Here is a 22,917-nt window from a genome sequence, read left to right as displayed (position 1 = left end):
GAAGAACCCACCAAGCCTAGGGTCGCGATGGTGAACAAAATTTGAATTAACGGTCACAACGGGTTCACCACTCGTTAGCTGGTCTAGATTTCGATCGTCTAGTCCCCTCCGAACGCTTAACATCGAGGTCCAAAACAAAATGCTGATGAGGAAATTCGCCGCGACTTCGGCTCTGCTGATCGCCGCCATGGGTATCACCGCGGGCACCGTCAACGCGGCACCGGCGGAATCCGCCGACGCCCCGATCAACTTCACCGCGAATGCCACCGACACCCAGTCGATCATCTCGATCGATTCCGGCTCGCTGGTCGTCGAGGACAACGCGCTCAAGATCAAGGCCGCCAACGGCACCACCGTCGCGGGCACCCCGCTGACCTTCCGGATCGACGAATTCGAGTTCCCGATCGCCGCGGACATCGCCGACCACACCGCCACCCTCACCCCGCAGCTCGACATGGCGAAGGCCACCTACAAGCCGGTCGCGCTGCCCTACGAGGACCAGGCCCCGTTCAAGACCCAATACGACCGTGAGCTGGCCGCCTTCAACCGCATGAAGGACACCATCGCCATGGGCGCCACCATCGGCACCCTGGTCGGCGGCCTCGGCGGCGGCGCCCTCGGCTGCGTCCTCGGCGGCATCGCCGGTGCGACCGTCGCCTCGGCCACCATCGTCGGCCTGTTCGGCGCCTTCATCCCGGCCGCGGCCGTCGGCTGCGTCGCCGGCATCCTCGCCGTCGGTGCGCTGGGCACCCTGCTCGGTCAGATCTTCATCACGGCTCCGGTCGCGATCGGTGCGGCGATCCAGTACTTCGCCACCACCAGCGCGCCGTTCAACGCGCCGGCACCGGCGAAGTAAGTCGCACAACGGCTCCACACAACTGAAAACGAGCCCAGGAAACCCCGCCCGCGCATCGCTCGGGCGGGGTTTCCGCTGCTGGTCGTCGCTCGGCCGAAATGGCCGGGCGGCATTTTCGCATGAGATAGGACCGTAATACGCCCTACGCGGCGTAATTCCAACCCTCCGCCAGGTGAACAAAAAGTAAACCGAATTGAACTGAACAGCGATCCAAGGGTTCCCGGAAGGGAATTCTCCAAATGTCAGAGTGAAATTCTCTGCGCGGTCTTCCTACGAAAGAACCCCGCCCCGGACCGCCACCGAAAGGCGAGGTCCGGATGCGGGGTTCGCGACTCGTCCGGCCGATCCAGGTCAAGCCGTCCGAGCCTGTTGGGGCTGCTCGAGGCGGGCGCGCACGAACCGGGAGACCCGGGCCAATGCCATCCTGCTCTCGGGCAGATTCGGGGCTATCGCCATGAAGGCGTGCACCTGACCGCGCCAGATCTCCAGCGCATTCGGGACACCGGCCGCAGTCAGCCTGCGGGCCATGAGCTCACAGTCGTAGCGCAGCACCTCGTCTTCGGCGGTGATCAGCAGCACCGGCGGCAGACTCGCCAAGGCGCCGTTGACCGGCGACGCCAGCGGATCCAGCACCCCGTCCACCTCGGCGCCGATCCGCACCACCGCCTCCAGCGCGGACAGCGGCAGATAGGGATCGCGCGCGACATTCATATAGTCGCGCTTGGCGGCGTAGTCCAGATCGAGCAGTGGGCTCAGCCCGATCAGCCCGCCAGGCGAAGGCAGCCCGGACTCGATCGCGCGCAGTGCGGTGGCGAAGGCGAGGAAGCCGCCCGCCGAATCGCCCGCGAACATGATCCTGGCCGGGTCCGCGCCGTGCCGCAGCAGCCAGCGGTAGGCGGTCACGCAGTCCTCGATCGCAGCGGAGACATTGCTCGCGGGCAGCTGGCGATAGTCGACATTGACGACCGGCAGTCCGGTGCGCCGGGCCAGGCTGGCCGCGATCGGGCGATGGGTGCCGAGACCGCAGACTGCGAAGCCGCCGCCGTGCATATACAGCACCGCGCCGTGCCGCAGGGCGCGCGAACCACCCGAGGGACGCAGGATCTCCATCCGAAAACCGTTCAGCGTCACCTGTTCTCGATCGACACCGCCCGGCTGCGGCCGCAGCCGTGCCAGACCGTCGATCGCGAGGGCACCGATCGGGATGGTCACCCGGCTGACCGGAAACATGCGCAGCACCGGCCGCACCGCGCCGAGGCAGGTCGCCAGCAGCAATCGGGCCGATGCGCTCGGACCGTCCGGGTTCATCAACAGACCCGGATCAACTGCGTCGAATTCACTCCCGCTGATCGCGACCATCGCGCACCTACCTCACACTGGCGCGCCGAACCCGACCGAACGGTTCTCCAGGCGAGAGTCGACGCTGACATCTCACACGCTGATGTTTCACAAAACCATAGCGTGATCTACGTAACATATATCGCCCGCCGCGCCGGGTCACCAAACGTTCGTGATCAATTTGTAGGCGAGTCGGAACCTCGCCGAAGCCGAGCTGGATGCGCCTGGCAGACTCGATGACCATGCGCGGAATCATCTTGGCCGGTGGCACCGGATCCCGGTTGCACCCGATCACGCGCGGGGTGAGCAAACAGCTGGTCCCGGTCTACGACAAACCGATGGTCTACTACCCGCTGTCCACGCTCATGCTGGCGGGCATCAGGGACATCCTGGTGATCACCACACCGGAGGACGCCGACGCGTTCGCCCGCCTACTCGGCGACGGCTCGCAGTTCGGCATCTCGATCACCTATGTGGTGCAACCGGAACCGGACGGACTCGCCAAGGCGTTCATCCTCGGCGCCGACCATATCGGCGGCGAGAGCGCCGCACTGGTGCTCGGCGACAATATCTTCCACGGACCGGGCCTGGGCACCAGCCTCGAGCGCTTCGCCGCGATCGACGGCGGCGCGGTCTTCGCGTACTGGGTCTCGGATCCGACCGCCTACGGCGTCGTCGAATTCACCGAGGGCCGAGCGGTTTCGATCGAGGAGAAGCCCAAGGTGCCCCGGTCCAACTACGCCATCCCCGGGCTGTATTTCTATGACAACGACGTCGTGGAGATCGCGCGCGGGCTGCGGCCGTCGGCGCGCGGCGAATACGAGATCACCGATATCAATCGCGCCTATCTGGAACAGGATCGGCTGCGCGTCGATGTCCTCGCCCGCGGCACCGCCTGGTTGGACACCGGCACCTTCGACTCGCTGCTGGACGCCGCCAACTACGTGCGCACCATCGAACAGCGGCAGGGCCTGAAAATCGCTGTGCCGGAAGAGGTCGCGTGGCGGCAGGGCTTCATCGACGACGAACAGCTCTGCGCGCTGGCCGAACCGCTGGTTCGCTCCGGCTACGGGACGTATCTGCTCGATCTGCTCGAGCGCGGACGGGATTGGTGAGCGATGGAGTTCCGTGAACTCGCCGTGCCGGGGGCATGGGTGATCACCCCGCGCCAATTCGGCGACGAGCGCGGCATGTTCTGCGAATCGTTCAAGGCCTCGGAATTCGAGAAGGTGACCGGTCAGCCGTTCGATCTGCGCCAGGTCAACTGCTCGGTCTCGGCGGCCGGGGTGCTGCGCGGCATCCACTACACCGAGGATCCGCCGGGGCAAGCCAAATACGTGACCTGCGTGCGCGGCGCGTTCCTCGATGTCGTCGTCGATCTGCGGCCCGGGTCGCCCACCTACGGACGCTGGGACAGCGTGGTGCTCGACGATGTCGATCGGCGCTCGATGTTCCTGTCCGAGGGGCTCGGCCATGCGATTCTGTCGCTGGCGGATCACTCCACCGTCACCTATCTCTGTTCGATCGAGTACACGCCGGAATTCGACAGGGATATGGATGCCTTCGATCCGCGGCTGGGTATCGAATGGCCGAAGGTCGGTCTGGACGGTCGACCGCTGACGTATATCCGATCCCCGAAAGACGCTGCCGCTCCGCCCTTCTCATAAGCTGAACCACCCGGAACAGAACGAGCGTCACCGCCCCTGGTGAGGTGAGATGCGCTGCGTGGGCGCGTTCTGGTGGGCAATGTCGGTGGCGTCTGCGATGGTGGTGTCGTGACCGAACAGGTGACCGTGTTGCAGGGGTATCGGTTCGCGCTGGATCCGACCCCTGACCAGGAGGCGATGCTGCGATCGCACTGTGGGGCGCAGCGTAAAGCGTTCAACTGGGGTTTGGGGCTGGTGAAGGCGAATCTCGATCAGCGGGATGCGGAGCGCTCTTATGGTCTGGCCGAGGAAGAGCTGACGCCACTGGTGGGCTGGTCCGCATACGGTCTGCGCAAGAGGTGGAATCAGACCAAAGACATCGTTGCACCGTGGTGGCGGGAGAACTCGAAAGAGGCATACTCATCCGGCCTGGCGAATCTAGCTGCGGGGCTGTCGAATTGGACGAAGTCTCGAGCGGGGAACCGCAGCGGAGAGCGAGTGCGTTTCCCACGGTTCAAATCCAAGCGCTCGGCGATGTCGTGCCGCTTCACGACAGGCGCGTTCGGCCTGGCCGATACTGACCGACGGCATGTGCAGCTGCCCCGTATCGGGCAGATCCGCACACACGAGTCGACTCGCAAGCTGGCTCGCCATATCGAGCGTGGTACCGCCCGGATCCGGTCGGCAACCGTGTCGTTTACCCGTGGCCGGTGGTTCGCGTCGTTTTCCGTCGAAGTCGAGCGCACCCAACGTGCCCCGACCCAGCCGGACGCGGTCGTCGGTGTCGACCTCGGCATCACGCACCTAGCCGTGCTGTCGCAACCGGTACCCGGCTTCTCCGACGCCTGCGGCATGGTCGCCAACCCGCGCCGTCTCGAGCGCGCCCAACGGAAACTGCGGCGGTTACAGCGCCGCGCCGCGCGACGGAGTAGCCCGGACAAACGCACCGACACCACACCGTCAAAACGCTGGCAACACACCACCGCGCAGATCGCACGGCTGCACACGCGCGTGGCCAACGCCCGCAGTGACGGCCTGCACAAGCTCACCACCGCACTCACCGACCGGTTCGGCACCGTCGTGGTCGAAGACCTGCACGTGGCCGGAATGCTGCGCAACCATCGCCTGGCGCGCCGTATCGCCGATGCCGGATGGTCAGAGTTACGCCGCCAACTCGACTACAAGACGACCCGGCGCGGGGGACACCTGACCGTCGCCGACCGTTGGTATCCCAGCTCGAAAACTTGTAGTGCCTGTGGCGCAGTGAAAGCCAAACTGCGCCTGAGTAATCGACTGTTCTACTGCTATGCGTGCGGTCATCACACCGATCGCGACCTGAATGCAGCCCGGAACTTGGCCGCATTCGCGACCCGGATCGACCATGGCGCGTCCTCCCCGAGTCGCGGGGCGACGAAAAACGAGCCCGATGGAAGGCCAAGTAAGACCAGCCCCGCTGGCAACGGCCACCGCCACGGGAACACCCCCGAGGTGAACGTCGCATGAGCAATCACACGACTGCCGACGAACGTGCAGCCTACGCACGCCCATCGGTAACGGTTGCTGCAGAAGTCATGAGGGCTACACGCAAGTGCATTAAATGCTAAAACATTTAATGCACTTGCATTTACTGGCGTGGGGCACTAGGATACGGTCATGTCGAAGCCATCGACAACGGAATCCATGGAGCGCGATGTGGCGCCCACCGGGTTGGTCGCCGAGTGGCGTGAGCTGCTCGACCGGCACGCCGCCGTGAGCTGTGCGCTCGAGAAGGAGCTGCAGGGCAAGCACGATATCGGCCTGAGCGAATTCGAGACGCTGGACCGGCTGGTCGACGCCGCCTGCGGCGACTATCGGATGAGCGATCTGGCCAACGACATCTACCTGAGCCAGAGCGCACTCTCGCGCGCGGTGGCGCGGCTGGAGCGCGACGGACTGGTTTCGCGCAGTATGTGCGCCGAGGATCGGCGCGCGATCTTCGTCTGCCTGACCGAGAAGGGTCGCGAGGTTCACGAGTCGGCGCTCCCGACGCATCGCGAGGTCCTCGAGCGAACCTGGGGTAGTCAGCAGAAGTGCTGAAGCAGTAAAGATCCAAGCCCTCCCCAGCCACAACGAAGCGAGTCTTACGAGCGACCGTTCGCGGCCCATCTCGCGCCCGAGTCAGCGCTCCCAACGCATCGCGAGGTACTCGAGCGGCCCCGGGTAACCACCAGACAGTGCTGAAGCAGCAAGGATCCAAGCCCTTCCCAGCCACAACGAAGCGAGTCTTACGAGCGACCGTTCGCGGCCCGTCTCGCGTCCGAGCCGTCGAAGCGCATGCGCCGCAGGCGCGAGTCTCGACGGCTCGGACGCGAGACACAGGGGGCCGCGAACACGCCGCGCCGAAGGCGCGGCCATCAAATACCGTCGCGCGCTTCCGCGATACCGGTGCGCGCATCCGCGGCGACCGACTTGATGTTCGCGAAAGCCTTTCGGTAGCGCTCGATTTCGTGATCCTTGTCCAGGTACACCGGACCGGTGAACGCCTCGACATAGACCACCGGTGGCTCCCGCAGCTCCATCTGCGCTGTATCGGCGAATTCGAGTAGGACGAACGGGCCCGAATCCATGCCGTCGTGATAGCCGGAATCCGTGGGCACCAACTGGATTCGCACATTCGGCAGGTCGCACATGCGCCGCAGGTGCGCGAGCTGTTCGATGGTCACCTCGGCACCGCCGACCCGCCGCCACAGCACCGATTCGCTGATCACCACATCCAGATGCAGCGGCGAATCCTTGCGCGTGAGCAACGCCTGCCTGGCGATGCGCAGCTGCACCCGACGTTCGATTTCGGTATCCGACGCATCCGGACGCGCGGACTTCAGCAGCGCGCGGGTATATGCCTCGGTCTGCAGCAGTCCGGGGATCAGCTCGTTCTCATAGGTGGCCATGGCACGCGCGGCCTCCTCGAGACCGATGTACACCTCGAAACCCTCGGCGATCACATCGCTGTAGCCGGTCCACCATCCCCTGGCCTTGGTCTCCTTGGCCAGCGCGGTCAGCGGTTCGACGAGATCGGTCGGCGCACCGTAGATCTTGCACATGGCCTCGACGTCCAGGCTGCGCAAGGAGGTCTGCCCGGTTTCGATCCGCCAGATCTTGGCTTCGGACCATTCGAGCTGCTGGGCCGCCATCCGTGTGGTCATCCTGGCCCGATTGCGCAGATCACGCAGATGTCGGCCGAGCTGCCTGCGCGGCATGGTCGATCCGGTTGTGCCCTGCGGTAAAGCCATGCTTCCCCCTCGCGATATCCGAACAGCATTGTTTCACAGTAAATCCGACACAGGTCACGATCGGTGTCGCACGCAGGCCAAGGGCGCAACAGCGACGAACAGGTTCCCGCAGGCGATGATCCGGCAATTCAGCCCGGTTCTACTTGCGTGCTCCGCGCTTGCGGAAACGCCAGAACTGCACAGCGCGAACGTCTTCGGAGAGCTGGTTGACCGGCTCGGCGACATCGGAGAGCGCCTGGAACAGATCGTCGGCGAGATCGGCGATGTGCTCGACCTTGGTGGCCAGCTTGGACGCGTTCTCCAGGAATTCGAGCAGCAGGCGTACGACGGCCGCGATGGTCAGGCCGAGCGGTATCGCGATCAAGGCCGCCAGCACGCCGAGCACTGCGGAGACCTGCCACATCAGCACCGTCAGTGCGATCGGGATGCCGATCGCGAAGGCCAGGCCGAGCATGTAGGCAAGGGGCAGTAGCGTCCTGGTCGCCGGACGGTGGAACTGCACATCCAGCAGACCGCGGGCGGCATCGGCGGTCCAGGCACGGGGACTTTCGAAGGGTTCGGCCGGTTCGGGCTCAGTGGTGCGCGAGAACCGTTTGGACGCGGTCTCTTTCCAGGCGATCCAGCGTGATTCGGTTTCGAACTCCGCCGAATCCGGTGCGCCGACACTATTGGCGTCGTCGGCCCCGCCGGTCGAATCGCTTCGTGATGCCGCGCGCCCACCCGTCACTCGACCGCTCCCCGTCGAATCGCCACCGCGATGCTCACTCATATTGCGATCCTTCCCCCAATTCGACGCCCGGCCAATAGGAGTGGGTTCACACAACAGGTGCGCCCGCCATGACCCCGGCGGCCGATCCCGGAGACATCGGCACGGCCCATCAAATGGGGTGTCTCGGTGATAGCCGATCACTACCGGGTGAGACGAACCCGACAGTCACCAAGATCTTTTGTACAACCCGTAACGCCCACCCCACCCCGCCCCGATACCACCCACGTATGCAGGACCCAGATCTATCGGGGAATGGAGAAAGACAGTGCGCACCACGTTTCCGACTTCCGCATCGGCGGCAGAGATGACTGCCGCGGCGCAGGACTACATCCAGCGCGGGTGGACGATCGCTGAAACGACCAACGGAATCTGCCTGATCACGGACGAGGATCTGTCGGGTATCGAGATCAGCGGTGAGCTGGCCGGCGAGGTTCGCCGGTTCCTGCGCGCGAACAACCTGACCGGTCCGGTTATCGAGATTCCGGGCGTCGAGCGTCGCGAGATCCACTTGGTCACCGGCCTGCGCAAGGCCGCGATGGCGCTGGAGGCACTGCGTGAGGCGGGCGCCACCGTCTACACCGACGGCGACGGCATCCCGCTGCCCCCCACCCAGCTCACCACCGGCGAGGCTTGCTGGGGCGTGGCTCCCGGCGAGGCCCGCTGGATCCCGCCGGTAGTCGCGATCGGCGCGGCGGTTCGCTCGGCGCTTTCGCGTCGCGCGACCGTCAGCACCGTCGCCTGCTGACCAGAAGTATTCGACCGGGCGGGGTCCGCACTGCCCTGACCCAACGATGACCGGTATCCGCTATCCCTGGATACCGGTCATTCTTGTTCCTCATGCGCGGAGATCCATCGCGCGCGATGATGGGGGTTATGGCCCAGCTCACTGATGACTCCCGGACGCTGTTGCGGACCTGCCCACTGTGCGAGGCGGTCTGCGGACTCGAGATCACACTCGACTCGAACGACCATGTGACCTCGGTTCGCGGGGATCGACAGGATCCGTTCAGCAAGGGGTTCATCTGCCCCAAGGGGGCCAGCTTCGGACATCTCGACGAAGATCCGGACCGGCTGACCGAACCGATGATCCGGGACCGGGCCACCGATACCTGGCGCACCGCGTCCTGGACCGAGGCATTCGAGCTCATCGCCGCACGGTTCCCGGCGATCGTGGCCGAGCACGGAAATCAGGCGGCGGCGCTGTATCTCGGCAATCCGAACGCACATACCGTGGCGGGGGCGCTGTATCTGCCGGTGCTGATCCGGGCACTCGGCACCAAGAATCTGTTTTCGGCGAGTACCGCCGATCAAATGCCCAAGCAGGTGGCGAGCGGGTTGATGTTCGGTGATCCACTCACCGTGCCGGTGCCGGATCTGGATCGCACCGATTATCTGCTGATGCTCGGCGCGAATCCGCTGGAGTCGAACGGATCGCTGTGCACCGCACCGGATTTCCCGGGCCGGTTGAAGGCACTGCGCAAGCGCGGCGGGAAATTCGTCGTGGTCGATCCGCGGGAAACGCGGACCGCGAAGCTTGCCGATGAGCATCTGTTCATCCGGCCGGGTAGCGATGCTTATCTGTTGTTCGGGATCGTGCACACGTTGTTCGAACAAGGTTTGACCGATATCTGCCTGGATGTCGCGGGCCTGGACGAAGTGCGTACGGCCGCGGCGGATTTCCCGCCCGAGGTCGTTTCGGAACGGACCGGAATTCCCGCCGAGACGATTATCCGGATCGCACAGGAGTTGGCGGCCGCGCCGACCGCGGCGGTATATGCGCGAATCGGCACCTGCACAGCCGAATTCGGCACGCTGACACAGTGGTTGGTCGAGGTGATCAACGTGCTGACCGGCAACCTCGACTCACCCGGCGGCGCCATGTTCGCCAATGCGGCGGCGGGCGGTATCCCGCGCACCAAGCCGTTCCGCACCGGGCGCTGGGCCAGCCGGGTGCGCGGCCTGCCCGAGGCGATGGGTGAACTGCCGGTGGCGACCCTGGCCGATGAGATCACCACACCGGGCGTGGGACAGGTGCGCGTGCTGGTAACCGTCGCGGGTAATCCGGTGCTGTCCGCGCCGAGCGGGGTCCGGTTGGATACGGCGTTCGCGCAATTGGACTTCATGGTCAGCGTGGACCGGTATCTGAACGAGACCACCCGGCATGCGGATGTGATCCTGCCGCCGCCGCGCTCTACACAGTCGCCGCACTACGACTTCGCATTGCTGCAGTTCGCGGTTCGCAATTACGCGCGGTACTCGCGGCCGCTGGTCCCGCTCGGCGATCGGCCTTCGGAATCGGAGATCCTGGCCAGGCTCGGGGCCGCACTGACCGGGCAGCCCGCCGGGCCGGAGGCGCTGAACGGCGTCGATGAGCTGATCATCGCGGGCATGCTGCACAAGGCGGGCATACCGGAGCGGCGGCCCGAACTCATCGGGTCCAACAGCACCGAGCAGCGCATCGACCTGATGCTGCGGCTCGGACCCTATGGCGAGTGGAATGCCGCCGCGAGCGACGGACCCGCAGGCGGTATGCGTGACCACGAAGAGCGCCGAGAGCAATACGGCACGCTGAATCTGCAGGTGCTGCTGGACAATCCACACGGTGTCGATCTCGGACCTTTGCAGCCGCGCCTGCCCGGCGTGCTTCGGACGGCATCCAGGCAGGTGGAGTTGGCGCCGCAGCCGCTGCTCGACGATGTCGCGCGGATGCGGGCCCGGCTCGCCGATGCCGCGCCGGATGTGGTGTTGATCGGGCGGCGTCAACTGCGATCCAACAACAGTTGGATGCACAATATCCCGATGCTGGTCAGCGGGTCGAATACCTGCACGCTGCATATCAATCCGGCGGATGTGGCGCGGTTGGGGCTCGGCGATACCGCCGTGGTGAAGTCCGCCGCGGGGACGCTGACGGTACCGCTGGAGCCGACCGAGGCGATCATGCCCGGGGTGGTCAGCTTGCCGCACGGCTGGGGACATACCGACAGCACACAGACGGTGGCCCGGGCGCATGCCGGGGTGAATGCCAATGTGCTGACCGATGATTCGGTGGTGGATGTGCCGTCCGGAAATGCGGTCTTCAATGGCGTTCCGGTGACTTTGACGCCCGCCTGAGTTGTGCTCGATCCGACCAGCCGCGCAGAAAAATTCCGGCCGGTCGGATTGTAGCTATTTTCTGGAAACCCTTGTGCTAACTAAAGATTCAGTGCATTCTCAACATGGATTTTGCTGTGTTGCCAGACTAAAATGGACAGGATTTCGGTTTAGTCGCGGGCTCAGCGTCGAACCCGTTGCGGTGTGCCGGATTCCAGCTACCAGAGGGGGCGCAATGCCCGGTACACGTTGTGGCAGTGACGGTGAGCACGAACTACAGGACAGGTACGGTACGCGGGACCGCGCCGAACGCTTCTACCAAGATCAAGTACTCGATCAGCTGAACCCGACGATGATCGAATTCATCGCCAGGATGGATATGGCGTTCATCGCCACCGCGGACAAACACGGCGAATGTGACGCAAGCTTTCGTGCGGGCCTGCCCGGCTTTCTGCATGTGATCGACGAACGCACTCTTGCCTATCCGGAATACCGCGGCAACGGCGTGCAGGCCAGCCTCGGCAACATCCTGGAGAACCCGCATGTAGGCATCCTGCTAATCGATTTCGTCCAGGATTTGATCGGATTGCACATCAACGGTTCGGCACGGATCGTGGACGACACCGCGCTGCGCCACAACGTCCCGGAACTACCCGAGAACGTCAAGGGGCGAGCCGCACAGCACTGGGTGGTGGTCGATGTGGAAGAGGCCTACATCCACTGCCGCAAACACATCCCACATCTGGTCCCCGCGGCGCGCGAGCAGCGGGAGTGGGGCACCGACAACGTCCGCGCCAAGGGCGGCGATTACTTCGGCGCCAAGGCGGCGCGAGTCGACTTGGTGCCGCGGTAATTTGCCGACGGTTCGTCTGCGGTCGAGGATGGTGCGGCTCGGCGCAACCATTCGACTCCGCTCGATAAGCCCGAGCCAGCTCGATGGGGTGGCAGGGGCTAGCGGAGTTTGAAGATGACCAGGCGTTGCACGACGAAGTTGATGACTGTGGCGGTGCCCTGGGCGATGACGAAGGCCAGCGGCTGGCGCCACCAGTCACCGGGAAGCGTGGCGTAGAGCACGGCATTGATGCCGACCTGGACGGCGAAGGTGACGGCATAGAGGACCACGACGGCGATGAAGCGCGCGCGGCTCGGAGGCGCCTGGAAGGTCCAGCGGCGATTGATCAGGTAGGCGGTGGTGGTGCCCGCGATGAAGCTGATCGATTTGGCGACGCTGACCGGCAGGCCGATGAGGTTCAGCAGAAAGCTGTAGATCCCGTAGTCGACGATTGCTGACAGGCCGCCGGTGAGGGTGAAGCGGACGATCTGGGTCTTCAGGTCGACATCGGTGCTGGATTCGATTCGGCGCTCCCGGGTCCCTTCGTGGGCCCGCCCGTCGCCCACCGCCACCCTCAACGGGCGGCCTTCGGCCGACTGCGCTTGTCCAGGGCTACCGCCTTCGGGCCCGTCGGTCACGCCGGCCGGCTCGTCGACCAGCGGCAGTTCGGCCGGGAGCGGCAGGTGGGGTTCGGCTTGCACGTCGACGAGCGTAACGGGGTGACGCGGGACACGCGCACTCCAGCACCATTGGACGTTTGTCCGGCGAGATGGAACCGATGTCCGACCTCACATACTGGGGAGTACGGCGACGCCGACCGCATATCCGCTCATGCATGTAGCCTCTATGCCGATGTCCACGAAAGCTCCGACCGCCACCACAACCGGTAACTCCGGCAATGTCACCGACGGCACCTTCGCGCTGCCGACGCGGACCAAGGCATTGACCGGGTGGGGTCGCACCGCACCAACATCTTCCGAAGTGCTCTCGACGAGCGATCCCGAACTGATCGCCAAGGCCGTCGCCATGGTCGCCGAGGACAACGACTCCAAGCCGGCCCACCTGCGTCGCGGCATCATCGCGCGCGGGCTCGGCCGCTCCTATGGCGATCACGCGCAGAACGCGGGCGGCCTCGTCGTCGATATGACGGCGCTGAACAATATCCACCGGATCGACCGGGACACCCGGATCGTCGATGTGGACGGCGGCGTCAGCCTGGACCAGCTCATGAAGGCCGCGCTGCCGTTCGGGCTGTGGGTTCCGGTGCTGCCCGGCACCCGTCAGGTGACGATCGGCGGCGCCATCGCCTCCGATATCCACGGTAAGAACCATCACAGCGAGGGCAGCTTCGGCAACCACGTGCGCTCGATTGATCTGCTCACCGCCGACGGGCAGGTGCAGCACATCACGCCGAAGCGCAATGCCAAGCTGTTCTGGGCGACCGTCGGCGGCAACGGACTCACCGGCATCATCCTGCGCGCGACCATCGAGATGGCCCCCACCGAGACGGCCTACTTCCTCAACGACGGCGTGAAGACCACGACGCTCGACGAGACCATCGCCGCGCACAGCGACGGTAGCGAGGCGAACTACACCTACTCGAGCGCGTGGTTCGACGTGATCAGCCCGCTGCCGAAGCTCGGCCGGGCCACCATCACGCGCGGCCGCCTCGCCAAGGTCGACGAACTACCCAAGCGCCTGCGCAAGAAGCCGCTGAAGTTCGATGCACCGCAACTGATGACGGTGCCCGATATCTTCCCGAACTGGACCATGAACAAGTTCACCCTCCAGGCCATCGGCGAGGCGTACTACGCCATGGGCGGCAACTACACCGGCAAGGTGCAGAATCTGACGCAGTTCTACCACCCGCTCGACATGATCGCGGAGTGGAACCGCGGCTACGGTTCCAACGGCTTCCTGCAGTACCAGTTCGTGGTGCCGACCGAGGCGGTCGAGGAGTTCAAGCGGATCATCATCGACATCCAGGCCTCCGGGCACTACTCGGCACTGAACGTTTTCAAGCTGTTCGGACCGGGTAATCCCGCACCGCTGAGCTTCCCGATGCCGGGCTGGAACATCTGCGTCGACTTCCCGATCAAGCCGGGGCTGAACGAGTTGGTGAGCGAGCTGGACCGCCGCGTCATGGAGTTCGGCGGGCGGCTGTACACCGCGAAGGATTCGCGCACCACCGCGGAGACCTTCCATCAGATGTACCCGCGGATCGACGAGTGGATCAAGATCCGCCGAAGTGTCGATCCCACAGGCGTTTTCATGTCCGATATGGCGAGAAGGCTGGAGCTCCAGTGATTAATGCCGTAGGCAACCCGCAGACCATCCTGCTGCTGGGCGGTACCTCGGAGATCGGCTTGGCGATCTGCGCCGAGTACCTGCGCAAGAGTCCCGCGCGCATCATCCTGGCCGCACTGCCCGGTGATCCGCTGCGCGAGGACGCCGTGTCCGAGCTGAAGTCGGCCGGTGCGACCCAGGTCGACGTCATCGACTTCGACGCGCTCGACACCGAGAGTCACCCGAAGGTGATCGACGCGGCATGGGAAGGCGGCGATGTGGATGTCGCCATCGTCGCATTCGCCCTGGACAGCGATCCGGAAGAGCTGTGGCAGAACCAGCGCAAGGCCGTGCAGGTCGCCGGAATCAATTACACCGCAGCGGTTTCCGTCGGTGTGCTGGTCGGCGAGAAGATGAAGAAGCAGGGCTTCGGGCGGATCATCGCCATGTCCTCGGTGGCTGGTGAGCGGGTACGTCGCTCGAACTTCGTCTACGGCTCCACCAAGGCCGGGCTGGACGGCTTCTACCTGGGACTCGGCGAGGCGCTGCGCCCGTACGGACCGCGCGTGCTGGTGATCCGGCCGGGCATGGTGCGGACCAGGTTCTCGGCGCACGTCAAAGAGGCTCCGCTCACCGTCAACAAGGAAGATATTGCGGCACTGGCGGTTTCGGCGTCGCAGCGGGGCAAGGAGCTCGTCTGGGCGCCCGGCACCTTCCGCTTCGTGATGATGATCCTGCGCCACATCCCGCGCCCGATCTTCCGCAAGCTGCCCATCTGATTTTCCGGAGCCGCACCCTGTCGACCGCGCCCCATTGCGCGGCACGGGTGCGGCTCGTTCGTATCCGCGATGCTCGAGGCAGTCGGAATCCGACGAGCCGGCCGGACGGCCGCGATGCGATCCGGTCGATACCATCGACCCGGCTCGACGGCATGACGTCGGGCTGGTGCGGCCCATCCGCTACCCCTGCGCCGGCGCACAGGCGGACGACGTGGCAGGTGCGGAGCCGATCTGATCATGGTCGACCTGATACGGAGGCTTGGTGCGAGTGAGCGACTACCTGCGGAAAACTCGCCGCCGGATACCCGGCGATCAGCGCCGTGCGCGGCTTTGCCGACGGCCGGGCATCGTCGGCACCACGAGTCTCGCGGACCGCAAATCGCCGGGCTCCGGCATCGCCGAACCGGCCGCGGGCTCGGCGCATCGCATCGCAGATGGAGGACTCCGTTGAGCACCGTAATGGCAGAGCGCTCCGGGGAGTCGGTGCCGACGCGCGGTCCGGGGGCTGTGTTGATCCGGCATATCGGCTCCGGGGTGGGCGAAGCGGTGCTGGCCGCAGCGGTTGCGGCCCTGGTGGCCGCCGTTGGGCTGGTGGCGTTTTCGATGGTGCAGTGGCCGGCATTCAACTCGTCCAATGTGACCAGGTCGTTGACCACGGTCGGACAGGTCGGCGCGGCGGTGCTGTTGGGGGTGGCGATCTGGTTGGTGCGGGCGCGGCGGTGGCCGTGGGTGGCCAAAGTGCTTTCGTGGGTCGGAATTTCGACATTCGTCACGGTGACATTGGGGATGCCGCTGGCGGCGACCAAGCTGTACCTGTTCGGTGTCTCCGTGGACCAAGAGTTCCGTACCGAATATCTGACGCGGCTGACCGATAGTGCGGCACTGCACGATATGACCTACGCCGACCTGCCGCCGTTCTATCCGGCCGGCTGGTTCTGGATCGGCGGGCGAGTGGCGAATGTGCTCGGGATGGACGGCTGGGAGGCGTTCAAGCCGTACGCCATCGGATCGCTCGCGGTGGTCGCCGTGATCGCACTCGTGTTGTGGTCCAAGCTGATTCGCGCCGACTGGGCGATCGGGGTCAGTGCGGCGACGACCGCGGTGACGGTGGCTTATGCCTCGCCGGAGGCCTACAGCGCGGTCATCGTGCTGCTGCTGCCGCCCGCGTTGATTCTCGCGTGGGGTGCGTTGTATCGGCCGCTCGAGCTGCCGAGCAGTGCCGCAGGTGCGGTGACATCGAGTGCTGCCGACGCGCCAGGGGAGGCTGCCGCCTCTGGTGACAAAGGCACGGCGGGTGGCGAAGATGCAGCGGGCAGTGGTGGTGCGGCGGCCGGCAGTGCCCCGACGGCCAGCGGTCTCGGAACGGCCGGGGGTTGGGGGGCGGTTATCGGTGCCGGGCTGTTCCTCGGTATGGCGGCGTCGTTCTACACGTTGTATTTCGCGGTGGCGGCCTTTGCGGTCGGGCTGATGGGGCTGGTTTCGGCGGGGCTTGCAGTCCGAGCACAGCGGGCGACGAACCGAGCGCGGCACGTTACAGGCGAGAGCGGAACGGGTTCGATTTGGCGGGCGGCAGTGCCGCCGCTGGTCCGGCTGGTTGTCATCGCGGCGATCGCGGGTGTGGTCGCGCTGGTCGTGTGGCTGCCGTTCGTGTTGAAGATGCTCGGTGGGACGATGCCGAGTTCAGGGACGGCATTCCACTATCTGCCCGAGGGCGGTTCACAATTGCCGCTGCCGATGGCGGAGTTCTCGCTTTCCGGGGTGTTCTTCCTGCTCGGGACGGCGTGGTTGGTGTTGCGGGCGGCGTCGTCGCGGCGGGCGCAGGCGCTCGGGATCGGCGTAGTGGCGATCTATCTGTGGTGTCTGCTGTCGATGACAGCGACCGCAGCGGGTACGACTTTGCTCTCGTTCCGCTTGACGCCCGTGCTCGAAGTGCTGCTGGCGGCGGCCGGTGCATTCGGCTTCGTCGAGGGCGCGCGGGAGGCATACCGGACACTCGATGAGCCGGGGCGGTTCAAGTTGGCCGTTGTCGTCGTCGCCATCGTCGGTGCGCTCGCGTTCACGCAGGACATTCCGCAGGTGCTGAAGCCGGAGATCACCACCGCGTACACAGACACCGACGGCAACGGCGAACGCGCCGATAAGCGCGCACCGGGTGCGGCGTCGTACTACCGCGAAATCGATGCGGCACTGATCGCGCAGACCGGCCGTCCGCGCTCGGATTCGGTGGTCCTCACCGCCGACACCAGCTTCCTGTCCTTCTACCCGTACTACGGCTTCCAGGCGCTCACCTCGCACTATGCGAATCCGTTGGCCGATTTCGCGGGCCGCGCCGCCACCATCGAGTCGTGGAGCAAGCTGAATTCGTCCGCCGCCCTGGTCGACGCACTCGGCAAGACCCCGTGGCGCGCACCGGACGCCTTCCTCTTCCGCAGCAGCGGCGATACCTACACCCTGCGCCTGGCCAAGGACGTCTACCCCAACGACCCCAATGTGAAGCGCTACACCGTGAGCTTCCCCAAGGAGCTCTTCGCGGACCCACACTTCACCACGACCAATATCGGCCCTTTCACCTTGGTCGTCGTCAATCGCTGACGCCGCCCAACCCGACCGATCGGCGCGGCCGGTGTACTCGCTCGACGCATGATTTCGCGAGGACGTGGGTAACTCGTCGGGTACCGGCTAACCCAGCCGGCCACTGACGGGCGGCCGCGAATGGCCACGTCGCGGCACTCGAGTCTGGCCTGAAGGCGCGGGGATGGCGGGACAGCTCACAGGGAATTCGGTTACGGTGGATCGCTGATCTGACCATTTACGGGGAGAAGTTTGTTTTGCGGGTCGAAGCACCACCAGCAGTAGGCGTCGTCACCAAGGGATCGACACCGGCTGGCGGGGCCAGACCCGAGCAGCGCACCGCGAAGCGGAGACGGATCCGGGTCGATCGGAGTGATCTGGTCGCCTCGGTGAGCTATCTCGCATTGGCTGTCACCGTGCTGTCCGGACAGTGGCGCAATACACAAAGCGGGTACCTGATCAAGAGCGGTCAGGACCAGACCATGTGGGAGTGGTTCTTCGCGGTCACCGCACATTCGGTGGCGCATCTGGAGAATCCGCTCGGCACGAATCTGCAGAACTTCCCGGCCGGGGTGAACATGATGGCCAATACGGCCATGTTCGGGGTCGGGGTGCCGTTGACGCCGGTCACGCTGCTGTTCGGACCGACCGTCACCTTTGTGCTCGTCCTCACACTCGGCCTCGCCTCCACCGCCTTCGCCTGGTACTTGCTGTTCTCCCGGGAATTGGTGGAGTCCCGGCTGGCCGCCGCGATCGGCGGACTGTTCTGCGGTTTCGCGCCCGCGATGATCTCGCATGCGAATGCGCACCCGAATTTCGTGCTGCTGGCGCTGCTTCCGGTCATCGCGCTGCTGTTGATCCGCATCGCACGACGTGTGTCGGGTGCGGAGACAACCAAGCCACGCAGGCGAGTTCGTGATGCCGTCGCGCTCGGCTTCCTGGTAGCGCTGCAGATCGCACTCGGCGAGGAACCGCTGCTGATCTTCGCACTCGCCTTCGGACTCTTCGGCCTCGTGTACTACCTGCACACACCGCGCACGGGCTGGCAAGTAGTGCGTGCGCTCGCGCCGACCATCGCGTTGGCTGCGGGGATCACCTTGATGCTCACCGAAATTCCGCTGTGGTGGCAGTTCTTCGGGCCGCAGAGTTATCGCTCGATCGACCACGGGCCGATGGGCAACGATCTGAAGGCCATCGTGCAGTTCCCCGCCGAATCGCTCGGCGGGATGTTCGCACCCGGCCAGTACGTGTCCATGAACGACACCGAGCAGAACGCTTATTTCGGCTGGCCACTGCTGCTGTTACTGCTCGTGACGGTGGCACTGCTGTGGCGCGACCGGGTGGTCCGTGCGGCGACCGCGGTGATGGTGGTCTTCGGGGTGCTGTCACTCGGTGCGACGGCCATGTTCGGCAAGGAGTCGACCGGGATCGAATTGCCTTGGCGCTGGGCCGAATTGGCCCCGTTGCTCAATACGGTACTGGAGACCCGGCTGACCATGGCCGCGATTCCGGCCATCGCGGCGGTGCTGGCCTTGGCGACGCAGAGCGCGGTCACCTGGTGGCGGCAGTCGCCGGTCGATTGGCGGCCGCTGGCCTGGTTCCCGGCGCTCGCCCTGGCCTTGGTACCGCTTGTCCCGACCGTCCTTCCGGTGATCGAGCGCGCACCGACGCCGGAGTTCTTCGCCGAAGGGACGGTAAAGCAGTACGTGAGCGGCGGTTCGGTGGTGCTGGTGCCGCCGCCGCGACCCGCCGAGGCGCAGGCCCTGCGCTGGCAGGCCGACGCGAATTTCGACTTCGCGCTCGCCGGCGGCTATTTCGTCGGCCCGACCGGTGCGAACAAGAAGGGCATCTACGGACCGGACTTCCGCCCGACCACCGCCCTGCTCGTCGGCGCTCAGGACACCGGCGTGGTCCCGCCCATCGACGCCGACACCCGCGCACAGGCACTCGACGACCTGCGCTTCTGGGAGGCCGACGTGGTGGTTCTGCCCGCCACCAAGAACTCCGAGGTGCTGCGCACGACCATGACGCAACTGCTCGGCGTCGCGCCGCGACAGGTCGACGACGTGTGGCTCTGGGACGTCCGGTCGCTGCGATAGGCAGCGGCGATGATCTCGGTGGCGAGCATCACCAATGCGGGTGGCTAGCATGGTGCCTCGTGCGACCGGACCGAACTTCTGCAGCGTTCACCCGCAACCGCCTGATCGCCCTCGTCTCCGGGTTGCTCGGATTCGTGCTGGCACTGTTGACGCCGTTGCTTCCGGTGAAACAGGATCAGGCCGCGCTCGACTGGCCCCAGGCGGGCCGTACCAGTGTCGAAGCGCCGCTGGTTTCGTATGTGCCGCTGCGACTGGATGCCACGCTGCCGTGTTCAGTGGTGGCCGCGGCCGGGTCGGGCACGGTGCTGTCGACCATTCCGCACGCGTCGGGTCAGGCCAGTGCCAAAGGACTGATCGTCTCGGTCACCGATGGCACGCTCGCGGTGCTGCAGCGTGATGTGCCGCTGCTGTCCGCGCCGGTCGCGGAGATCGCCGGGTGCGAGTCCGTCACCATCACCGCGACGGCGGCCGCGACCTCGGTCGAATTCGTCGGTGCGAAGCGCCAGGACGGTACGCCCTTCCGCAACACCATCACCCGCGATATCCGCCCGCAGGTGGTCGGCGTCTTCACCGACTTGGATGCCGCGAAGCTCGATGGCGCAAAGCTGCACGCCGATATCGATTCCCGCTTCTCCTCGACGCCGTCCGCGCTGAAGCTCGGCGCCATGATCGCGGCGGCGATCTGCACGATCATCGCGCTGATCGCATTGCACCTGCTCGACAATGCCGATGGTCGGCGGGCGCGCCGGTTCCTGCCCGCGCACTGGTGGCGGTTCACCCTGGCCGATGTGGCGATGCTCGGGCTCCTGGTGCTGTGGCATTTCATCGGCGCGAATACCTCCGACGACGGCTACATCCTGAATATGGCCCGCGTCTCGGAGCATTCCGGATACATGGCCAACTACTACCGTTGGTTCGCGGTGCCCGAGGCGCCGTTCGGCTGGTCCTACGAAGTACTGGCCTGGATGACAAAAGTCTCCGATGCCAGCCCGTGGATGCGGCTGCCGACGCTGGCCGCCGGAATCGTGTGCTGGATGGTGATCAGCCGAGAGGTGCTGCCGCGCTTGGGCGCTCGGGTGCGCAGGCACAAGGTGGCGCTGTGGACCGCCGGTCTGGTCTTCCTCGCGTTCTGGCTGCCCTATGACAACGGTCTGCGGCCCGAACCGCTGATCGCGGCGGGTGCGCTGCTGACCTGGTGCTCGATCGAGCGGGCCATTGCGACCGGACGGCTGCTGCCCGCCGCGGTCGGTGTGCTGATCGCCGCGTTCTCGCTGGCGGCCGGTCCGACGGGGCTGATCTGTGTGGCCGCGCTGATCGCGGGTTCGCGACCGGTGCTGCAGATCATTATTCGGCGGGCGCGCGATGCCGCGGGCACACTGGCGGATGGGACCGACCGCAGCACCTCGCGGTCGGCGGCGTTCTTCCGGTATGCCGCATTGCTGGCACCGGGGCTCGCCGCCGGAACGCTCGTGCTGGTGATCGTTTTCGCCGATCAAACGCTGGCGACGGTCATGGAAGCGACCCGGGTGCGCACCCTCGTCGGACCGAATGTGGCCTGGTTCGACGAGCGGACGCGGTGGGATTCGCTGCTGATGCTCTCGCCGGACGGATCGCTGGCGCGACGGTTCGGTGTGCTGATCATGCTGCTGTGCCTGCTGGTCTGTGTGCTGCAGGTGCTGCGCAAGGGGCGTATTCCGGGAACGTCGCGTGGGCCGTCGGTGCGGATTCTCGGCATCGTCTTCGCCTCGCTGCTGCTGATGATGTTCACGCCGACCAAATGGACCCACCACTTCGGCGTTTACGCCGGGCTGGCCGGGTCGCTTGCGGCGCTGGCGGCGGTCGCCGTTGGCACCAATGGGATTCGTTCGCCGCGCAACCGGGCGCTGTTCGCGGCGGCGGTGCTGTTCCTGCTGGCGATCACCTTCACCGGATCGAATGGCTGGTGGTACGTATCCAGTTACGGTGTGCCGTGGTGGGACAAGGCGCCGCTGGTCGCGGGTAAGGGCCTGTCCACGCTGTTCCTCGGCCTCAGCGGGGTGGCACTGATCGTCGCGGTGTGGCTGCACTATCGCGAGCCGTACCGCGAGCAGACCGATGCGCCACGCCGGTTCGAGCGTTACGCCTCCGCGCCGTTGACGATCGCGGCCGCGCTGCTCGTACTGTTCGAGGTGGCGTCGCTGGCCAAGGCGGCGGTCACGCAGTACCCGGCGTACTCGATCGCCAAGTCGAATCTCGAATCGCTGAGCGGCAATACCTGCGCGCTCGCCAACGAGGTGCTGGTGGAGACCGATACCGCGAATTCGCTGCTGCTCCCCTACACCGGCTCCCCCGCCGACGGACTGTCCGCGGAATCCAAGGGATTCACGCCAAGCGGGGTGGCCACCGACCTCACCGCCGATGCCGAGGAAACGGTGACCGGCGGCGCGAATTCGGTCAATAAAGATTCGAAGAACAAGACCACCAACACAACCGGTGCGGGCACCGGCGGCGGTACCAGTCAGCAGGCCGGAATCAATGGCAGCACAGTGGCATTGCCGTTCGGTCTGGATCCGTCGCGGACCCCGATCATGGGCAGCTACCAGGAGGGGGCCGACCAGCAGCAGGCCAAGCTCACCTCGCAGTGGTACCGGCTCGATCTGACCGACAGCATGCGCAATGACCCGGCCTACCAGGTGCTCTCCATTACCGCGGCAGGCCGGATCCGCTCGATCGACGCCGACGGTGTACTCACCTACGGGCAGGAGCTGCACCTGGAGTACGGCGTGCGCGGGGCGGACGGCGAGGTGCAGACGCTGGGTTCGGTGGATCCGCTCGATATCGGGCCCGCACCGTCCTGGCGCAATCTCCGTGTGCCACTGGACAAGTTGCCCGCCGGAGTGAACGCGGTGCGATTGGTCGCGGTCGACAACGACATCACCCAGAAGCAGTGGCTGGCCGTCACCCCGCCCCGGCTGCCGCGTTTGGCCACGCTGAATTCCGTTGTCGGCGAAACCGCTCCGGTCCTGCTGGACTGGCACGTCGGCCTGGCCTTCCCCTGCCAGCGCCCCTTCGACCACCACGACGGCGTCGCCGAGGTGCCCAACTGGCGCATCCTGCCCGACCGCGTCGGCTCCGACGCCTCCAACGCCTGGCAGGACGATATCGGCGGCGGCCCCCTCGGCTGGACCGGTCTACTCCTGAAATCCCAGACCATCCCCACCTATCTCGCCCACAACTGGACCCGAGACTGGGGCTCCCTGGAACAATTCACCCCCTACGACCCCACCGCCCAGCCCGCGACCATCGCCACTACCGTGCAATCGGTCAACGGCTGGAAGAAAGCCGACCCGATCCGCGCGCGCTAGCCCATTCCACGGCCTGCGTGCTTTCGGCCTGAACACAA

General features: G+C 65.6%; 17 protein-coding genes. 13 read left to right on the top strand and 4 right to left on the bottom strand.

The window, feature by feature from the left end; genetic code table 11:
• Positions 1-139 precede the first annotated feature (139 nt).
• Positions 140-856, top strand: a complete 717-nt coding sequence (locus ON44_RS01200; RefSeq protein ID WP_040685849.1) for a DUF8020 domain-containing protein — start codon at positions 140-142, stop codon at positions 854-856.
• Positions 857-1,207: 351 nt separating this feature from the next.
• Here ON44_RS01200 and ON44_RS01195 read toward each other — a convergent pair whose 3' ends face one another.
• On the bottom strand, positions 1,208-2,215 hold the full coding sequence (locus ON44_RS01195; protein WP_083897572.1) for an alpha/beta hydrolase: 1,008 nt from the start codon (positions 2,213-2,215) through the stop codon (positions 1,208-1,210).
• Positions 2,216-2,436: 221 nt separating this feature from the next.
• On the opposite strand from ON44_RS01195, the gene rfbA reads away from it, so the two are divergent.
• From rfbA to ON44_RS01175, 4 genes are all read left to right on the top strand, one after another.
• Positions 2,437-3,309: a glucose-1-phosphate thymidylyltransferase RfbA gene (gene rfbA, locus ON44_RS01190; RefSeq protein ID WP_040685899.1), complete on the top strand. Its 873-nt coding sequence runs from the start codon at positions 2,437-2,439 to the stop codon at positions 3,307-3,309.
• Between the two features lie 3 nt (positions 3,310-3,312).
• Positions 3,313-3,861 (top strand): dTDP-4-dehydrorhamnose 3,5-epimerase family protein, encoded by a 549-nt coding sequence (locus ON44_RS01185; RefSeq protein WP_040685848.1) that lies wholly within the window; start codon positions 3,313-3,315, stop codon positions 3,859-3,861.
• Between the two features lie 108 nt (positions 3,862-3,969).
• A complete protein-coding gene (gene tnpB / locus ON44_RS01180) occupies positions 3,970-5,343 on the top strand; it encodes an IS607 family element RNA-guided endonuclease TnpB (RefSeq protein ID WP_157187016.1) in 1,374 nt (457 codons plus the stop codon).
• 150 nt (positions 5,344-5,493) lie between these two features.
• The gene (locus ON44_RS01175; protein WP_040685847.1) at positions 5,494-5,916 is read left to right on the top strand and encodes a MarR family winged helix-turn-helix transcriptional regulator; all 423 of its coding nucleotides are present in this window, start codon (positions 5,494-5,496) and stop codon (positions 5,914-5,916) included.
• A 317-nt stretch (positions 5,917-6,233) separates the two neighbouring features.
• Here the strand turns inward: ON44_RS01175 and ON44_RS01170 are convergent, their stop codons facing one another.
• Together ON44_RS01170 and ON44_RS01165 are read right to left on the bottom strand one after the other, a co-directional pair.
• A complete protein-coding gene (locus ON44_RS01170; RefSeq protein ID WP_040685846.1) occupies positions 6,234-7,109 on the bottom strand; it encodes a helix-turn-helix domain-containing protein in 876 nt (291 codons plus the stop codon).
• 139 nt (positions 7,110-7,248) lie between these two features.
• Complete coding sequence (locus ON44_RS01165) at positions 7,249-7,878, bottom strand: DUF4282 domain-containing protein (protein WP_040685845.1); 630 nt, start codon at positions 7,876-7,878, stop codon at positions 7,249-7,251.
• 265 nt (positions 7,879-8,143) lie between these two features.
• Here ON44_RS01165 and ON44_RS01160 point away from each other — a divergent pair, with 265 nt between their 5' ends.
• From ON44_RS01160 to ON44_RS01150, 3 genes are all read left to right on the top strand, one after another.
• Positions 8,144-8,623, top strand: coding sequence for a hypothetical protein (locus ON44_RS01160; protein ID WP_040685844.1), 480 nt, complete (start codon positions 8,144-8,146; stop codon positions 8,621-8,623).
• Between the two features lie 128 nt (positions 8,624-8,751).
• Positions 8,752-10,989, top strand: a complete 2,238-nt coding sequence (locus ON44_RS01155) for a molybdopterin-dependent oxidoreductase (RefSeq protein WP_040685843.1) — start codon at positions 8,752-8,754, stop codon at positions 10,987-10,989.
• A gap of 214 nt (positions 10,990-11,203) precedes the next feature.
• Positions 11,204-11,821 (top strand): pyridoxamine 5'-phosphate oxidase family protein, encoded by a 618-nt coding sequence (locus ON44_RS01150; protein ID WP_040685842.1) that lies wholly within the window; start codon positions 11,204-11,206, stop codon positions 11,819-11,821.
• A gap of 98 nt (positions 11,822-11,919) precedes the next feature.
• Here ON44_RS01150 and ON44_RS01145 read toward each other — a convergent pair whose 3' ends face one another.
• Complete coding sequence (locus tag ON44_RS01145; protein WP_245566964.1) at positions 11,920-12,366, bottom strand: GtrA family protein; 447 nt, start codon at positions 12,364-12,366, stop codon at positions 11,920-11,922.
• 286 nt (positions 12,367-12,652) lie between these two features.
• Here ON44_RS01145 and dprE1 point away from each other — a divergent pair, with 286 nt between their 5' ends.
• From dprE1 to ON44_RS01110, 5 genes are all read left to right on the top strand, one after another.
• Positions 12,653-14,107, top strand: a complete 1,455-nt coding sequence (gene dprE1, locus ON44_RS01140; RefSeq protein ID WP_040685896.1) for a decaprenylphosphoryl-beta-D-ribose oxidase — start codon at positions 12,653-12,655, stop codon at positions 14,105-14,107.
• Positions 14,104-14,865, top strand: a complete 762-nt coding sequence (gene dprE2 / locus ON44_RS01135) for a decaprenylphospho-beta-D-erythro-pentofuranosid-2-ulose 2-reductase (protein WP_040685841.1) — start codon at positions 14,104-14,106, stop codon at positions 14,863-14,865. The genes dprE1 and dprE2 overlap by 4 nt, the downstream gene beginning before the upstream one ends.
• 459 nt (positions 14,866-15,324) lie before the next feature.
• A complete protein-coding gene (locus ON44_RS01120; protein WP_063721498.1) occupies positions 15,325-17,457 on the top strand; it encodes a galactan 5-O-arabinofuranosyltransferase in 2,133 nt (710 codons plus the stop codon).
• 236 nt (positions 17,458-17,693) lie between these two features.
• Positions 17,694-19,535 carry a glycosyltransferase family protein gene (locus ON44_RS01115; RefSeq protein WP_040685838.1) on the top strand — a complete coding sequence of 614 codons (1,842 nt, stop codon included), beginning with the start codon at positions 17,694-17,696 and terminating at the stop codon, positions 19,533-19,535.
• Positions 19,536-19,594: 59 nt separating this feature from the next.
• Positions 19,595-22,879 carry an arabinosyltransferase domain-containing protein gene (locus tag ON44_RS01110; RefSeq protein WP_040685894.1) on the top strand — a complete coding sequence of 1,095 codons (3,285 nt, stop codon included), beginning with the start codon at positions 19,595-19,597 and terminating at the stop codon, positions 22,877-22,879.
• Positions 22,880-22,917 lie beyond the last annotated feature (38 nt).

This window comes from Nocardia vinacea NBRC 16497 (genome assembly GCF_000308835.1).
GTDB lineage: Bacteria > Actinomycetota > Actinomycetes > Mycobacteriales > Mycobacteriaceae > Nocardia > Nocardia vinacea.
This window is presented reverse-complemented; position numbering and strand designations above follow the sequence as displayed.